Source organism: Pseudomonas sp. FG35, from assembly GCF_057809295.1.
On record NZ_JBMDJR010000004.1, the window covers coordinates 167749 to 184240 of the forward strand.

At 61.1% G+C, this 16492-nt stretch carries 14 protein-coding genes and 1 pseudogene; 7 read left to right on the forward strand and 8 right to left on the reverse strand.

The window, feature by feature from the left end:
• Positions 1–10 precede the first annotated feature (10 nt).
• The 4 genes from ACODTD_RS09910 to secA form a co-directional block, all read right to left on the reverse strand.
• On the reverse strand, positions 11–955 hold the full coding sequence (locus ACODTD_RS09910; RefSeq protein ID WP_011335655.1) for a Nudix family hydrolase: 945 nt from the start codon (positions 953–955) through the stop codon (positions 11–13).
• Positions 952–1584 carry a glutathione S-transferase family protein gene (locus ACODTD_RS09915; RefSeq protein WP_201816267.1) on the reverse strand — a complete coding sequence of 211 codons (633 nt, stop codon included), beginning with the start codon at positions 1582–1584 and terminating at the stop codon, positions 952–954. Before ACODTD_RS09915 ends, ACODTD_RS09910 begins: the two co-directional genes overlap by 4 nt.
• Positions 1585–1646: 62 nt before the next feature.
• Positions 1647–2864 carry a bifunctional glutamate N-acetyltransferase/amino-acid acetyltransferase ArgJ gene (gene argJ / locus ACODTD_RS09920; RefSeq protein WP_011335657.1) on the reverse strand — a complete coding sequence of 406 codons (1218 nt, stop codon included), beginning with the start codon at positions 2862–2864 and terminating at the stop codon, positions 1647–1649.
• 122 nt (positions 2865–2986) lie between these two features.
• Complete coding sequence (gene secA, locus ACODTD_RS09925; RefSeq protein WP_041475415.1) at positions 2987–5725, reverse strand: preprotein translocase subunit SecA; 2739 nt, start codon at positions 5723–5725, stop codon at positions 2987–2989.
• A 307-nt stretch (positions 5726–6032) separates the two neighbouring features.
• Here secA and ACODTD_RS09930 point away from each other — a divergent pair, with 307 nt between their 5' ends.
• Positions 6033–6488 carry a DUF721 domain-containing protein gene (locus tag ACODTD_RS09930; RefSeq protein ID WP_011335659.1) on the forward strand — a complete coding sequence of 152 codons (456 nt, stop codon included), beginning with the start codon at positions 6033–6035 and terminating at the stop codon, positions 6486–6488.
• A 10-nt stretch (positions 6489–6498) separates the two neighbouring features.
• On the opposite strand, the gene ACODTD_RS09935 is transcribed toward ACODTD_RS09930, so the two are convergent.
• Complete coding sequence (locus tag ACODTD_RS09935; RefSeq protein WP_489104791.1) at positions 6499–7986, reverse strand: helicase HerA-like domain-containing protein; 1488 nt, start codon at positions 7984–7986, stop codon at positions 6499–6501.
• Between the two features lie 187 nt (positions 7987–8173).
• Here ACODTD_RS09935 and ACODTD_RS09940 point away from each other — a divergent pair.
• The 5 genes and pseudogenes from ACODTD_RS09940 to gpgF form a co-directional block, all read left to right on the forward strand.
• A pseudogene (locus ACODTD_RS09940) lies at positions 8174–9205 on the forward strand (HAMP domain-containing protein); the annotation flags it as partial.
• 93 nt (positions 9206–9298) lie between these two features.
• The gene (locus ACODTD_RS09945; protein ID WP_371915539.1) at positions 9299–10063 is read left to right on the forward strand and encodes a methyl-accepting chemotaxis protein; all 765 of its coding nucleotides are present in this window, start codon (positions 9299–9301) and stop codon (positions 10061–10063) included.
• A gap of 157 nt (positions 10064–10220) precedes the next feature.
• Positions 10221–11333 (forward strand): N-acetylglucosaminyl phosphatidylglycerol synthase, encoded by a 1113-nt coding sequence (gene gpgS / locus ACODTD_RS09950; protein WP_011335662.1) that lies wholly within the window; start codon positions 10221–10223, stop codon positions 11331–11333.
• Positions 11326–12102: an N-acetylglucosaminyl phosphatidylglycerol deacetylase gene (gene gpgD, locus ACODTD_RS09955; RefSeq protein WP_011335663.1), complete on the forward strand. Its 777-nt coding sequence runs from the start codon at positions 11326–11328 to the stop codon at positions 12100–12102. The genes gpgS and gpgD overlap by 8 nt, the downstream gene beginning before the upstream one ends.
• Positions 12099–13097 (forward strand): glucosaminyl phosphatidylglycerol flippase, encoded by a 999-nt coding sequence (gene gpgF / locus ACODTD_RS09960; protein ID WP_011335664.1) that lies wholly within the window; start codon positions 12099–12101, stop codon positions 13095–13097. Before gpgD ends, gpgF begins: the two co-directional genes overlap by 4 nt.
• On the opposite strand, the gene ACODTD_RS09965 is transcribed toward gpgF, so the two are convergent.
• Together ACODTD_RS09965 and purU are read right to left on the reverse strand one after the other, a co-directional pair.
• The gene (locus tag ACODTD_RS09965) at positions 13081–13257 is read right to left on the reverse strand and encodes a hypothetical protein (RefSeq protein WP_011335665.1); all 177 of its coding nucleotides are present in this window, start codon (positions 13255–13257) and stop codon (positions 13081–13083) included. The genes gpgF and ACODTD_RS09965 overlap by 17 nt on opposite strands.
• 93 nt (positions 13258–13350) lie before the next feature.
• Positions 13351–14199 (reverse strand): formyltetrahydrofolate deformylase, encoded by an 849-nt coding sequence (gene purU, locus ACODTD_RS09970; protein ID WP_011335666.1) that lies wholly within the window; start codon positions 14197–14199, stop codon positions 13351–13353.
• Between the two features lie 339 nt (positions 14200–14538).
• Here purU and mvaT point away from each other — a divergent pair, with 339 nt between their 5' ends.
• Entirely contained in the window at positions 14539–14916 is a 378-nt protein-coding gene (gene mvaT / locus ACODTD_RS09975; RefSeq protein WP_007951234.1) for a histone-like nucleoid-structuring protein MvaT, read from the forward strand.
• 101 nt (positions 14917–15017) lie between these two features.
• On the opposite strand, the gene sbcB is transcribed toward mvaT, so the two are convergent.
• Positions 15018–16448 carry an exodeoxyribonuclease I gene (sbcB, locus tag ACODTD_RS09980; RefSeq protein WP_221615320.1) on the reverse strand — a complete coding sequence of 477 codons (1431 nt, stop codon included), beginning with the start codon at positions 16446–16448 and terminating at the stop codon, positions 15018–15020.
• Positions 16449–16492 lie beyond the last annotated feature (44 nt).

Here is a 16492-nt window from a genome sequence, read left to right on the forward strand (position 1 = left end):
GCCTCAGGCCTCAGGCCTCAGGCCAGAACGCCCGAATCCCCGCGACACCCTGAGCCCCGGCATTCCATGCTTTTTCGCGCTCCGCCGGGCCGACTCCGCCCAACAGGAACACCGGTTTGCTGAAGCCTTCGATCAGCGTCGACGCCTGCTCCCAGCCCAACGGCTGTGCATCCGGGTGAGTCAGGGTCGGCTGCACCGGCGACAGAGTGACGAAATCCACGCCCATCTGCTCGGCCAGTGCCAGTTCTTCAGCGTTGTGGCAGGACGCTGCCAACCAGCGCTCCGCCGGTAACGGACGCCCCGCAGCGGCGTATTTGCGCAACTGCGCCGAGGTGATGTGCCAGCCGGCCGCCGGGAAATCCCCCAGCCACTCGAACGGGCCCTTGATCATCAACTGCGCCTTGCCGGCGCACAGGCCGACCGCATCGACCGCCAGATCGCGGTACTTCGGATCATAACCATTGGGCGCACGCAGCTGGATCAGCTTGATGCCACCGGCGATTGCCTTCTGGATACCGCGCAGCAAGGCCGGGGTTTCCAGGTCTTCCGGGGTGATCAGGTATTCGGCAGGCAGACGCGCCGCCGCCACGATCGGCTGGTTGGCCGCCGGGAATTCGTAATCCGTCAGCTCCCTGGCCGACACCCAGGCCAAGGGCTGACCTTCAGCGCCGTGGGGCTCACCGGTAAAACTCGAAACTTCCCAGACATCCAGCAACACCTGCTTGTCCGGGTAGTCATGACGCACCTTGATCAGCGGCCGAGCGGCGCCAACGACAATGCCCAACTCTTCGTGCAGCTCTCGGGCCAGCGCGGTTTGCACCGACTCATCGGCCTCGACCTTGCCACCGGGAAATTCCCAGAGGCCGCCTTGATGCTGGGTATCGGCACGACGGGCGATCAGAATCTTGCCACTGCCGTCACGAATGACGGCGGCGGCGACGTGTACACGTTTCACGACTGCAATTCCTCCAGTCCAGCCTTTTGCCAGGCCTTGAAGGCCGGCCATTGGTAGACGGTTTCAACATAGGCTTGATCGTCGGCCGGCAGCTTCACCTGATAGGTGCGCAGGCGTACGGCAATCGGCGCGAAGAACGCATCGGCCAGCGACACTCGACCAAACAGATAAGGCCCAGGCTCGGTCGCGACAGCGCGGCATTCGGCCCACAGCGCGAGCATGCGCTCGATGTCGACCTTCACCTCCGGCGGCACCGGATTGAGCGGCGCATCGTGGCTCAGGTTGAACGGCATGTGATTGCGCATGGCGAAGAAGCCGCTGTGCATCTGTGCGCAGGCGGATCGCGCCTGGGCACGGGCGGCGATATCGGTCGGCCAGAGTTGTTCGGAAGGAAACTGTTCGGCCAGGTATTCGGCAATCGCCAGAGAGTCGGCGATGGTGCCACGGGCGGTTTTCAGCAGCGGCACCTTAGCGGTCGGCGAGTGCGTGAGCAGCCGCTCGCGGGTGTCGGGCCTACCGAGCTTGACCAATTCTTCGGTGTAGGGTGCGCCGGTCAGTTCAAGCGCCAGCGCCGCGCGCAGGGACCAGGAGGAAAGCAGTTTGTCGCCGATGATCAGGTGAAGGCTCATGTTCGGGTCCTTTCATGGGACAGAAGAAAAGGAGGTCCGCAGACCTCCCTCTTCAGCAGGGATCAGGTGCGGTATTCGGCGTTGATCTTCACGTACTCGTGGGACAGGTCGGTGGTCCAGATGGTTTCGCTGCAATCGCCGCGACCCAGTTCGATACGGATGGTGATTTCTTCCTGCTGCATCACCGCCGAGCCCTGGGCTTCGGTGTAGGTCGCGGCGCGCGCGCCACGGCTGGCGATGCACACCTCGCCGAGGAACACGTCGATCTTGCTCACATCCAGGTCCGGCACGCCGGCACGGCCGACAGCGGCGAGGATGCGACCCCAGTTCGGGTCCGAGGCGAACAGCGCGGTCTTGATCAGCGGCGAGTGGGCCACGGTGTAGCCGACGTCCAGGCATTCCTGGTGATTGCCGCCGCCGTTGACTTCAACGGTCACGAACTTGGTCGCGCCTTCGCCGTCACGCACGATGGCCTGGGCCACGTCCATGCACACCTCAAACACGGCCTGTTTCAGCTTGGCGAACAGTTCGCCTTCGGCGCGGTTGATTTCCGGCAGTGCGGCCTTGCCGGTAGCGATCAGCATGCAGCAGTCGTTGGTCGAGGTGTCGCCGTCGATAGTGATGCGGTTGAACGACTTGTTGGCGCCGTCCAGCATCAGGTTTTGCAGCACGTCGCGAGAGACTTTGGCGTCGGTGGCGATGTAGCCGAGCATGGTCGCCATGTTCGGACGAATCATGCCTGCACCCTTGCTGATGCCGGTGACGGTGATGGTCACGCCGTCATGCTGGAACTGGCGGCTCGCGCCTTTTGGCAGTGTGTCGGTGGTCATGATGCCAGTGGCGGCAGCTTCCCAGTTGTTTTCCGACAGATCGTCCAGCGCGGCTTGCAAGGCGCCTTCGATCTTCTCGACCGGCAGCGGCTCGCCGATCACGCCGGTGGAGTACGGCAGAATCTGGCTGGCATCGACGCCGGTCAGCTCGGCCAGCTTCGCGGTCGTACGCTCGGCGGCGGCCAGGCCCGGCTCGCCGGTGCCCGCGTTGGCGTTGCCGGTGTTGGTCAACAGGTAGCGCACAGCGTTCTGCACGCGCTTCTTGGCCAGGATCACCGGCGCTGCACAGAAAGCGTTCAACGTAAACACGCCCGCCACGGTGGAACCTTCGGCGCAACGCATCACGACGACATCCTTGCGCCCCGGGCGTTTGATACCGGCCGAAGCAATACCGAGTTCAAAACCGGCAACCGGGTGCAACGTTGGCAAAGGACCAAGACCAACAGCCATGAATGCGCTCCTTACTCAATGATGTCAGCACCGCCAAGCGTAGTGACGGTGGTGTAAATGGCAAAACGCCGCGACGGCTGGTGCCGGTCGCGGCGCGGGTATTTCAGCGATTGAAACGGGGTTTACTGGATCTGCCCGTGGCAATGCTTGAATTTCTTGCCCGAACCGCAGTAGCACAGTTCGTTGCGGCCCAGCTTCTGCTCGTTGCGAACCGGCGCGGCAGCGAGGGCCACGTCGACCTCTTCACCGACCAGTTCCGGTTGCGCTTCCAGGCCAGGAGCCTCGGCGTGTTCGAACTGCATGCGCGCGGCCAGCGCTTCGGCTTCCTGACGCAGGCGTTGCTCTTCTTCGGCCGGATCTTCGCGGCGAACCTGAACGTGCGACAGCACACGGATCGAGTCGCGCTTGATCGAATCCAGCAGCTCGGAGAACAGCGTGAAGGACTCGCGCTTGTATTCCTGCTTCGGGTTCTTCTGCGCATAACCACGCAGGTGGATGCCGTGACGCAGATGATCCATGGTCGACAGGTGGTCTTTCCACAGGTCGTCCAGCACACGCAGCACGATCTGCTTCTCGAAGGAGCGCAGGGCTTCGGCGCCGGCCTGGTCTTCTTTTTCGTTGTACGCGGCGATCAGCTCGTTCATCAGCTTCTCACGCAGGGTTTCTTCGTACAGGTGATCGTCTTCGTCGAGCCATTGCTGGATCGGCAGCTTCACGCCGAAGTCGCTGGCGATCGACGCCTCCAGACCGGCCACGTCCCACTGCTCTGGCAGCGATTGCGGCGGAATGTGTGCGCTGACGGTGGCGTTCAGGACGTCCTGACGGAAATCAGCGATGGTTTCGCCGATGTTGTCCGCAGCCAGCAACGTGTTACGCATGTGATAGATCACTTTACGCTGTTCGTTGTTGACGTCGTCGAACTCGAGCAGTTGCTTGCGAATATCGAAGTTGCGGCCTTCAACCTTGCGCTGTGCCTTCTCGATGGCGTTGGTCACCATGCGGTGCTCGATCGCTTCACCGGACTGCATGCCCAGGGCTTTCATGAAGTTCTTCACCCGGTCAGAGGCGAAGATGCGCATCAGGCTGTCTTCCAGCGACAGGTAGAAGCGGCTGGAACCGGCGTCACCCTGACGGCCGGCACGGCCACGCAGCTGGTTGTCGATACGACGGGATTCGTGACGCTCGGACGCGATCACCTGCAGGCCGCCGGACTCCAGCACTTGCTGGTGACGCTTCTGCCAGTCGGCCTTGATCTGGGCGATCTGCTCAGGGGTCGGGTTTTCCAGCGACGCGACTTCAACTTCCCAGTTGCCGCCCAACAGGATGTCGGTACCACGACCGGCCATGTTGGTAGCGATGGTCAGTGCGCCCGGACGACCGGCCTGCGCGATGATTTCAGCTTCTTTTTCGTGGAACTTGGCGTTCAGAACCTTGTGTTCGATGCCTTCCTTCTCGAGCAATGCGGACATGTGCTCGGAGGTTTCGATGGTCGCAGTACCCACCAGCACCGGCCGGCCGGCGGCCATGCTTTCCTTGATGTCATTGACGATCGCCGCGTATTTCTCTTCGGCGGTCAGGAACACCAGGTCGTTGTAGTCCTTACGGGCCAACGGCTTGTTGGTCGGGATCACGACGACTTGCAGGCCATAGATCTGATGGAATTCGAACGCTTCGGTGTCCGCGGTACCGGTCATGCCGGACAACTTGTCGTACAGACGGAAGTAGTTCTGGAACGTGGTCGATGCCAGCGTCTGGCTCTCGGCCTGGATGTTCAGGTTTTCCTTGGCCTCGATGGCCTGGTGCAGGCCTTCGGACAGACGACGGCCGGGCATGGTACGACCGGTGTGTTCGTCGACCAGTACGACCTGACCGTCCTGCACGATGTATTCAACGTTGCGGTGGAACAGCTTGTGCGCACGCAGACCGGCGTAGACGTGAGTCAGCAGGCTCAGGTTGTGCGCCGAGTACAGGCTCTCGCCCTCGGCCAGCAGACCTATGCTGGTCAGCTGGTCTTCGATGAACTGGTGACCGGCTTCGTTGAGTTCCACCTGACGGGTCTTCTCGTCAACGGTGTAGTGGCCTTCCTGGGTGACTTCGCCTTCGACTTCTTCGACGTGCAGCTTGAGTTTCGGGATCAGCTTGTTGATCTCGATGTACAACCTGGAACTGTCCTCGGCCTGACCGGAAATGATCAGCGGGGTACGCGCTTCGTCGATGAGGATGGAGTCGACTTCGTCGATCACGGCAAAATTGAGTTCGCGCTGGAATTTCTCTTCCATGCTGAACGCCATGTTGTCGCGCAGGTAGTCGAAACCGAATTCGTTGTTGGTGCCGTAGGTGATGTCGGCGGCGTAGGCGGCGCGTTTCTCTTCCGGCGGCTGGAAAGGCGTCACGATGCCGACGCTCAGGCCGAGGAATTCATACAGCGGACGCATCCAGTTGGCGTCGCGGCGGGCCAGGTAATCGTTCACGGTCACAACGTGCACGCCCTTGCCGGACAGCGCGTTGAGGTAAACGCCCAGGGTACCCACCAGGGTCTTGCCTTCACCGGTGCGCATTTCGGCAATCTTGCCTTCGTGCAAGGTCATGCCGCCAATCAGCTGGACGTCGAAGTGGCGCATGCCCATGACCCGCTTGCCGGCTTCGCGGGCAACCGCAAAGGCTTCCGGCAACAGCTGATCAAGGGTCTCCCCCTTGGCAATGCGGTCTTTGAACTCTGCGGTCTTGGCGCGCAGTTGATCGTCCGAGAGGGCGACCATCTTCTCTTCGAAGGCATTGACGAGCTGCACCGTCTTGAGCATGCGTTTGACTTCACGCTCGTTCTTGCTTCCAAAAAGTTTCTTTAACAAAGGCGCAAACATATCGGCAGGATCTTCCACACTAAAGGGATGGAGGGCGGCCCCGTGAGTCGCCCGTGCAGCCCTCATGGCCGCATGCGAACGAGCATTCTACCCGGAAACGGTGGTGAGGAAAGTGGGGATATTCCACGATGCTGGCACTGCGCTTTGACGGGGCTCACTTAAAATAGGGGCGTTTTGCTCAACTTCAAGCCGTACAGCGAAGAAGTTAGTCGTTGATTTAATGGGCAAAGCAGGGACAAAAGCAATGGGCGAGTGAAATGGGTGCTATCTGCTACCATGGCGCCTCTGCAACTTCAGGTCCTAGATCATGGCATTTCGCCCTCTCACAGCCAGAGCGCCCGCCGTTCTGCTACGCGAAGCCAGGCCGTTGAAAGCCATCCTCGGTCACGCCCAGCGCCTGGCTCATCTGCAACGTCTGCTCGAAAGCCAACTGCAACCCGCCGCCCGTGAACACTGCCACGTCGCCAAGTGGCGCGAAGGCGAACTGTTGCTGATCGTCACCGACGGTCATTGGGCCACGCGTCTGCGCTATCAGCAGAAACGTCTGCAACGGCAACTGCAGATGTTCGACGAGTTCGCCAATCTGACGCGGATCAAGTTCGCCGTGCGGCCACCGACCCTCCAGCGCGAGGCGAACGGGCCGACGATCGATCTGTCGACGGATGCGGCGGCGACCATCCAGGCCACCGCCGACGGGATCAGCGATCCGAATCTGCGGGCAGCACTGGAACGACTGGCCGCCCACGCCAAACCCAAGGCCTGAGCCTTATTGATCAGCGGCGTTTGCTGCCACCGAGCAATGACCCCATCAGGCCGCGCACCAATTGTTTACCCAGCGAGTTCGCTGCCTGGCGCATCGCCGACTTGAGCGCCTGCCCCGCCGCCGTGCCGAGAAATTCTCCGGCCCTGTCCGCCAGGCTTGGCTCTTCAGCGGCCGGTTTGCCCGGCGCCGCTTCAGCCTCCGGCGCCAGCCCCTTGCGCCCCATCAGGATTTCATAGGCCGACTCGCGATCAATCGGTTTGTCATAACGGCCCTTGAACGGCGAACCGGCGATCAGCATTGTGCGCTCAGTCTCGGTCAACGGCCCGATCCGCGATTGCGGCGGCGCCACCAGCACCCGCTGCGCCATTTCCGGCGTGCCCTTTTCTTGCAAGGTGCCGACCAGGGCCTCGCCAATCCCGAGTTCGGTGAGCACCGACAATGTGTCGAACGCCGGATTCGGCCGGAAGCCATCCGCCACCGCCCGCAGGGATTTCTGCTCCTTGGCAGTAAATGCGCGCAGGCCGTGCTGGATCCGCAGCCCCAGTTGCGCCAGCACATCGTCCGGCAGATCGCCCGGCGACTGGGTGACGAAATACACGCCCACACCTTTCGAGCGAATCAGCCGCACCACTTGCTCAAGCCGCTCCTGCAATGCCTTGGGCGTGTCACCGAACAACAAATGCGCCTCATCGAAAAACAGCGCCAGCAACGGTTTGTCGGCATCGCCACGCTCAGGCAATTGCTCGAACAGTTCGGCCAGCAGCCACAGCAGGAACGTTGCATAGACCTTCGGCGCCTCATGCACCAGACGACTGGCATCCAGCAGATGAATGCGTCCGCGACCGTCGGCGGTCGGCTGCAGAATGTCTTCGAGTTGCAACGCCGGCTCGCCGAACAACGCCTCGGCGCCCTGCTGCTCCAGCGTCGCCAGACGCCGCAACAGCGCCTGACTGGAGCCGGTGGTGAACAGCGCCGCGTCTTCGCCCAGCAGTTGCGGATTGTCCTTGAGATGATTGAGCAGTGCCTTCAGATCCTTGAGATCCAGCAACAACAGGCCTTCGCGATCCGCCACCTTGAACGCTGCGTACAGCGCCGACTGCTGGCTGTCGGTCAGTTCCAGTAAGGCGCCGATCAGCAGCGGGCCCATTTCACTCAACGTAGTGCGCAGCGGATGACCGGACTGACCGTGGATGTCCCACAAGGTCACAGGATACGCCTGAGGCTTGTGATTGAGCCACGGCATGCCGGCGATGCGCTCGGCGATCTTGCCCTGAGGGTTGCCGGCAGCACCGAGGCCGCACAGGTCGCCCTTGACGTCGGCGGCGAACACCGCAACCCCGGCGTCGCTGAACGCCTCGGCCAGGCGCTGCAAGGTGACGGTCTTGCCGGTACCGGTAGCCCCGGCCACCAGTCCGTGACGGTTGGCCAGGCGCATGGCCTGAGCGATCGGTTGCCCGGCGAGGTCGGCGCCGATGACGAGTTGCAAGGAGTCAGGCATTTGGTCACCCAATGGTTAATCTTTGTCGATCATGGCCGATAGCTAAAGGTGACAGATGCGACTGACATCCGCATCGGAGATTTCCCTAAGGAGAAGCGGAAATACCTGCTTGTACTCATCAAGCCCACCTAGCGAGCATCTATAGAAGCACGCCCTGAATAATAAGACCTTAGCGGAACCCCAAGCCATGAACAAAAATCTGCGTTTCAGCCACAAAATTTTGCTTGCCGCCGCCCTCATCGTCATTGCCGCCTTCGCCTCGTTCACGCTGTACAACGACTGGTTGCAGCGCAATGCGATTCGCGAGGATCTGGACAATTACCTCAACGAGATGGGCGAGGTCACAGCCGACAATATCCAGACCTGGCTCAGCGGGCGCATCCTGCTGATCGAGAACGCTGCCCAGAATATCGCCATCAATCCCGAGCCTGCCGCCGTCGCCAGCCTGCTGGAACAGAAAGCCCTGACCTCGACCTTCATGGCGTCCTACCTCGGCGATGCCACCGGGCACTTCACCATCCGCCCGGACGCGAAGATGCCGGACGGTTTCGATCCGCGTGTTCGCCCTTGGTATAAAGGTGCCGAAAGCAGCAGCACCTCGACCCTGACCGAACCGTACATCGACGCGGCCACCGGCCAGACCATCATTTCCATCGCCACCGCCGCGAAGAAGGCCGGCCAGAGCGTCGGCGTGGTGGGCGGCGACCTGAGCCTGCAAACCCTGATCAACACCCTCAGCGCCCGGGATTTCTCCGGCATGGGCTACGCGTTCCTGGTCAGCGCCGACGGCAAGATCCTGGTGCATCCGGATAAAGCCCTGGTGATGAAGTCCCTGAAGGAAGCCTATCCGCAGGACACCCCGCGCATCAGCAGCGATTTCAGTGAAGTCACCGTCGACGGCAAGACCCGCATCGTCAACTTCACCCCGATCAAGGGCCTGCCGTCGGTGAACTGGTATATCGGCTTGTCGGTGGACAAGGACAAAGCCTTCTCGATGCTCAGCGAATTCCGCACCTCCGCCGTGATCGCGACCGTGATTGCCGTGGCGATCATCATCGCCCTGCTTGGCATGCTGATCCGCATTCTGATCCAGCCGCTGCACGTGATGACCCGCGCCATGGAAGACATTGCGGATGGCGAAGGCGACCTGACCAAACGCCTGACCATCCAGAACCAGGACGAGTTCGGCGTGCTCGGCACGGCGTTCAACCGTTTCGTCGAACGTATCCACGGCTCGATCCGCGAAGTGTCGTCGGCAACCGGCCAGGTCAACGAAGTCGCCCTGCGCGTGGTCGCGGCCTCCAACTCGTCGATGTACAACTCCGACCAGCAAGCCTCGCGCACCAACAGCGTGGCCGCCGCCATCAACCAACTCGGCGCCGCCGCCCAGGAAATCGCCCGCAACGCCGCGCAAGCCTCGACCCAGGCCAGCGACGCCCGTGGCCTGGCCGAAGACGGCCAGCAAGTGGTGGAACGCAGCATCAAGGCCATGAACCAGCTGTCGAGCATGCTCAGCGCGTCCAGCAGCAATATCGAATCGCTGAACAGCAAGACCGTGAACATCGGCCAGATCCTGGAAGTGATCACCAGCATTTCCCAGCAAACCAACCTGCTGGCGCTCAACGCCGCCATCGAAGCGGCCCGTGCCGGTGAAGCCGGTCGTGGTTTTGCGGTGGTGGCGGACGAAGTGCGCAACCTCGCCCACCGCACCCAGGAATCGGCGCAACAGGTGCAGACCATGATCGAGGAGCTGCAAGTCGGCGCCCGCGAATCCGTCAGCACCATGAGCGACAGCCAGCGCCACAGCCAGGACAGCGTAGAGATCGCCAACCTCGCCGGCGAGCGTTTGAACAGCGTGACTCAGCGCATTGGTGAAATCGACGGGATGAACCAGTCGGTGGCCACCGCGACCGAGGAACAGACTGCCGTGGTCGAGTCGATCAACGTAGATATCACCGAGATCAACACGCTGAACCAGGAAGGTGTCGAGAACTTGCAGGCGACGTTGCGGGCTTGCTCGGATCTGGAACAGCAGGCTTCGCGATTGAAGCAACTTGTTGGCAGCTTCCGCATTTAAAGCCGCTCTGCCGGTCGTCTTCGTCGTTCACAACTGTCCGACGAAGACGACCAACATCCCTCCGAAACCGGCCTTGCACCCCACCGCGAAACCCCGACCGAACATCTATTCTTGATAAAGGTCAACCAAGGGAGATCAACGCGGAGGGACGTTCACCGTGCATATCGCCGACATCACCATGTTCTACGCCCCGGCCAGCGGCGGCGTGCGCACCTATCTGGATGCCAAGCACCGTCGCCTGGGTGTGAAGCCCGGGATCCGCCACAGCCTGCTGATACCCGGCGCGCATTTCGGTGAAGATGATGGCGTCTACACGGTTCCCGCCCCCGCCCTGCCTTTCGGCAAGGGCTATCGGTTCCCCTTGCGACTGGCCCCTTGGCGAAACGTACTGCAGGATCTGCAACCCGATCTGATCGAAGTCGGCGACCCCTACCTCACCGCCTGGGCCGCGCTCGATGCACGGCGACAACTGGATGTACCGGTGATCGGCTTCTATCACTCCGACCTGCCGCTGCTGGTGGGCAACCGCATGGGCCACTGGGTCACGCCGAATGTCGATGCGTATGTGCGCAAGTTGTACGGCAATTTCGACCGGGTGCTCGCGCCCAGCCAGGTCATGGCCGACAAGCTCAGCGGGCTGGGCGTGCGTAATGTCTTCGTGCAACCGTTGGGCGTTGACCTTCAGACCTTCCACCCCGATGCCCACGACGCCGCGCTGCGTAGCGAACTGGGGATCGCCGAGGACTCGCGCCTGTTGATCTTCGCCGGCCGGGGCTCCAAGGAGAAAAACCTGCCGGTGCTGCTCGACTGCATGAAGCGCCTGGGCCCGCGTTATCACTTGCTGCTGGTCGGTTCATCGATGCCGGCGTCCGTCCCGGACAACGTCAGCGTGATCGACCGGTTCTGCCCGGCCGCACAGGTCGCGCGGCTGATGGCCAGTGCCGACGCACTGATCCACGCCGGCGATCAGGAAACCTTCGGCCTGGTGATTCTGGAGGCCATGGCCTGCGGCATTCCGGTGGTGGCGGTGGCGGCCGGGGCGTTCGAGGAAATCGTCAGCGAATCCTGTGGCCTGCTCTGCGCACCGAACAATGCGCAAGCCATGGCCAATGCCGTGCGTGAGCTGTTCAGTCGCGGGGCTGGCGTACTTGGTCAACAGGCACGCCAGCACGTGGAGCGGCATTACGCCTGGAACACGGTGGTCGACAGCCTGCTGGGCCACTACCACGCCGTACTCGGCGAATCGGTTCCGCGGGTGGCCAATGGCTGAATCTCACGAGCGCCCGACGTTAATGCTGGTGCTGCATGACGTGGCACCCTCCACGTGGGCCGATTATCGAGAATTTGTCGAAGCCGTTGACCGGTTGGGCAACGTCCCGATGACGTGGCTGGTGGTCCCGAATTTCCATCGACACGATGCCCTCGAGGCCCACCCGGAGTTCTGTCGAATGCTCGACGAGCGCGTCGCCCGCGGCGATGAACTGGCGCTGCACGGCCATTTCCATGAAGACACCGAGCCCGGCCCGCGTACAGCGCGCGACTGGTTCATGCGTCGGGTCTACACCCATGAAGGCGAGTTCTATCAGCTGTCCCGTGAAGCCGCCCTCGCCCGCCTGCGCCCGGGCATCGATCTGTTTCGGCGCCACGGCTGGCCACTGCATGGTTTCGTTGCCCCGGCCTGGCTGATGAGCGCCGGCACACGCCAGGCATTGCGCGAATTGCCACTGCGCTACACCAGCGATCCGCAGCATCTTTATCACTTGCCGGATTTCACTGCGGTCGAGGCTCCGGGACTGGTCTGGAGCGCACGCAGCGCCTGGCGTCGCGGCATGTCGAAGGTCATCAGCGAACAGCGTGAGCAGCGCTGGCGTCAGGCGCCGGTGATTCGTCTAGGCTTGCACCCGGTGGACATGCGCCACCGGTTTTCCCGGGATTACTGGTGGCGCACCCTTGAACGACTATTGGCGGACGGACGCGTGCCCATGACCAAAATCGACTGGCTGACGCGCCAGCGCATTCAAGCCGAGCGTGCCGCTTGAGTCGCGGCATTCTGTTGCTGATCGGCCTGCTGGTGGCCGTGGCGGTTCCCGTCCTGCTCGGGGGCGGCGAAACCTGGGAGCGCCTGCAGGCATTTCCGCTGCGCTGGCTGTTGATCATGTTCGCCATGGTTCTGCTGTGTTGGGGCATCAACACCTTGCGCTTGCGGCTATTGCTCGGCGATCAGCGTGAGCGGGTCACGCCCGTCAAAAGTCTTGGGGTAGTAATGGCTGCCGAATTCGCCTGGTGCGCCACGCCCGGCGGCAGCGGCGGGCCGTTGACGATCATGGCATTGCTGGCCCGCAGCGGCGTGCGCCCGGCCCGGGGCAGTGCCGTGTTTGCGATGGATCAGTTGAGTGATCTGCTGTTTTTTCTCTGCGCCCTGAGCGGGATCCTGATCTACGCGCTGTTCCAGCATCTCAGCGACCGTATGGAATGGCTGCTGACTGTCAGCGCCGTGTCATTGTCCGGGGGCTTGCTCAGTTGTGTGCTGGTCGCGCGCTATCACCGCCGTTTGATCCGTTTGAGCGGACGACTGCTGGCCGGGATGAACGTCGAACCGCGTACCCGACGGCGCTGGGCGCGGCAGTTGCTGCACTTTCTGGCCGCGTTCACCGATGCGCTGAAATTGCCGTGGCAGACGTTGATCAAGGTGTTCGTCCTGACCTGCGTGCATTGGTCGCTGCGCTATAGCGTGCTGTATCTGGCGTTGCGCGGTCTGGGGGCGGATGTGCAGTGGGCCTGGACGTTTCTGATCCAGATGCTTTCGCTGGGGGCGGGGCAATTCAGCCTGTTGCCGGGCGGTGCCGGTGCAGCGGAGTTGACCTCGGCGGCGCTGCTGGCGCCGATGGTCGGCAAATCCACCGCGGCGGCGGCGATCCTGATCTGGCGGGTGGTGACGTATTACTTCTATCTGCTGGTCGGTGGCCCGGTGTTTCTACTGATGCTGGGCCGGCCATTGCTGAAAAAGCTGCTGAGCGTCAGACAGGCTTCTTGAGGTCATCGTCTTCGTCCTTGAGTTGTTCCCACAGTTCGGCAGCGCCGGGAAACTCCGTGCCGTCCTCCGGACTCAGGTCATCCGGGTCATAGCGGCTCAGGCAGCCTTCGCCGAGGGTGGCGGGGGCTTTGGAAGTGGCTTTGTCCAGTGGATCGCTCATGAACGCTTCCTTACAGGGCTGCAACAAGTCATAAAAAAAGGGCCTGAGGCGATTGAACGCCCAGGCCCTTTGTTTTTCAACCGAAAGGTCTGATCAGAACACCACGGTCTTGTTGCCGTGCACCAGCACGCGGTCTTCCAGGTGATAGCGCAGGCCACGGGCCAGCACCATCTTCTCGACGTCACGGCCGAAACGCACCATGTCTTCGATGCTGTCGCTGTGGCTGACACGTACCACGTCCTGCTCGATGATCGGGCCGGCGTCCAGCTCTTCGGTCACGTAATGGCAAGTCGCACCGATCAGCTTCACGCCGCGCATCGAAGCCTGGTGGTACGGCTTGGCACCGACGAACGACGGCAGGAAGCTGTGGTGAATGTTGATGACCTTGTGCGCGTATTCGCGGCACATGTCCGGCGGCAGGATCTGCATGTAGCGCGCCAGCACCACGACTTCGGCGTCGTGCTGCTTGACCAGGCGCGACACTTCATCGAAGGCCGGTTGCTTGTCCTGCGGATTGACCGGCACGTGGTAATAAGGAATGCCGTGCCACTCGACCATGCTGCGCAGGTCGTCGTGGTTGGAAATCACGCAGGAGATCTCGCAATCGAGCTCGTCGCTGTGCCAGCGGTGCAGCAGGTCGGCCAGGCAGTGGGATTCGCGGCTGGCCATCAGCACCACGCGTTTTTTCTGCTCGGTGTCGGTGATGCGCCAGTCCATCGAGAACTCTTCGGCGATCGGTGCAAACTTCTCGCGCAACACCTCGATACCAAAAGGCAGGGAATCGGCACGGATTTCGTGACGCATGAAGAACCAGCCGACCTGGTTATCCGAGTGGTGGCTCGCTTCGGTGATCCAGCCATTGTGGGCCGCCAGAAAGTTACTGACTTTGGCAACGATGCCAACGCGGTCCGGGCAAGAAATCACCAGCCGAAAAGTGCGCATGAGGGGGAAACTCCAGAACTTCGCAAAGGCGGCCATTCTAGCGACTGCGCGGGAAAACTGCAGTATTGATGACCCTCGGAGGCTTACGGCACCCCGTCGCAGCTTTTTTGACGCCCGTAAACGCCAGAATGATGGCACTGCAAAAGCCAAGCTTGAACAGACCTGTGTGAATATCTGTGAAGACTCCATCACATTATTTAACTGAACATTCAATTCAGGGCTTTTCAACGTAACTAATTCAAATAAAAACTCCGGTTAAATGTTTACTTGATGAAACAGCCTGACTATTATTGCAGCACTGTCCCCTGCCATCGCGCACTCCCACATAAGGTAGTAATCATGTCCTTGATCAACGAATATCGTGCCACTGAAGAAGCTATCAAAGAGCTGCAAGCCCGTTTGAAGAACCTGTCGCAAGACGACAAACTGCAAGCCGAGCTGGAATTCGAAGGCAAACTGCGCACACTGATGGGCGAATATTCCAAATCCCTGCGTGACATCATCGCGCTGCTGGATCCAGAGTCCAAAACCAAAGCACCACGTGGCGGCGCAGCCAAAACTACCGGCACCAAGCGTGCTCGCAAAGTTAAACAATACAAAAACCCGCACAACGGCGAAGTCATCGAAACCAAAGGTGGCAACCACAAGACTCTGAAAGAGTGGAAAGCCAAGTGGGGCGGTGACGTGGTTGAAGGCTGGGCTACCCTGCTGGGCTAAGCCGCAACCCTTGTCGCAGAGCGCTTCTGTGACACAAAAAAACGCCAGCGAATGCTGGCGTTTTTTTATGCCCGGCATTCAAGCGCCGGATATGTTCGATTTCAAAGATCCAAACGTTTGCGCAATGCCTGGACATAGTTCTGCCATTCAACCAACACCTCGGCCTGCATCGGCGCAGCACTAAGCAGCCATTGCTCCATGGCCTCGGCAAAAGATTGCAAGGTATTAGGCGCCCCCCACTCCGGCGCTGACAAGCGTTGCCGGCAAAAGATTTTCCAGCGTTCTTGCTCTTCGAAATTCAACGTATCGGGAAAGTTACGTGCTCGATATCGAAACAACAATTCAGGCAAACGTTCATCATCGAACGGCCATTGCTCTCGCGCCAATTGAGCTGGATCGGTCGTCCTCACTTGCTCACATAAACGACGATCGCGATCACCGATAAATCCGTCGTACAACTGTTGTTCGGGATCTTCACTCGAGGCGAAATCTTCGCTGGCATAAATCGCCGAGACTTTATCTTTCCAAACTTGTTGTGCGTCACTTAGTCGCAAGGCGCGCGCCTGATACAAGGCCATGTCCAGACCCAGGCGCTGCTGATCGTCAGCACGCAACACCGACAATGGCGCCACCACCGGACACTTGTTGATATGGATGAGTTTGAGCGGTACCGGCAACTCGCCTTCGGCCAGGTCGTCACGCCGGGTATACAGGCGCTGACGCAATGTTTCGGCATCCAGGTCGAGCAGCCCCTGCGGGTCCAGGTGCAGGTCACAGACGATCAACGCGTTCTTGTTGCGCGGATGCCAGGCCAGCGGCAGCACCACACCAACATAACTGCGCGCAGCCGAGAAGCGGCCGGAAATGTGCACCATCGGCTGCAACAGACGAATCTGGTCCATGACCTTCTGCTTGCTGCGCAGCTGGAACAACCAGTCATACAGCTTCGGCTGCTTCTCGCGGATCAACCGGGCCAGGGCAATGGTGGCGCGCACGTCCGACAGGGCTTCGTGGGCATTGCCATGATCGATGTTGTTGGCGGCGGTCAGACGTTCGAGCTTGAGCGTCACCTTGCCTTCGTCATCGGTCGGCCAGACCAGCCCGTCCGGGCGCAACGCGTAGGCGGCGCGTACTACGTCAATCAGGTCCCAGCGACTGTTGCCGCCCTGCCATTCACGGGCATAGGGATCGAAAAAGTTGCGGTACAGGCTGTAGCGGGTCATCTCGTCGTCAAAGCGCAAGGTGTTGTACCCCGCACCGCAGGTGCCGGGAGCCGCGAGCTGCGCGTGAACCCGGGTCATGAAGTCGGCTTCGCTCAAACCTTGCTCGGCGAGGCGGCTCGGGGTAATGCCGGTGATCGCGCACGCCGCCGGATGCGGCAGGATGTCTTCGCTGGGCTGGCAGTAGAGATTGACCGGCGCGTCGATTTCGTTGAGTTCGTGGTCGGTGCGGATCCCGGCCACCTGCAACGGACGGTCGCATCGGGGGTTGATGCCGGTGGTTTCGTAGTCGTACCAGAAGATGGAAGTCACGGGCGGTTCCTGAACTGAAGATCGGCAAAGTCTAGGCGTTCGAC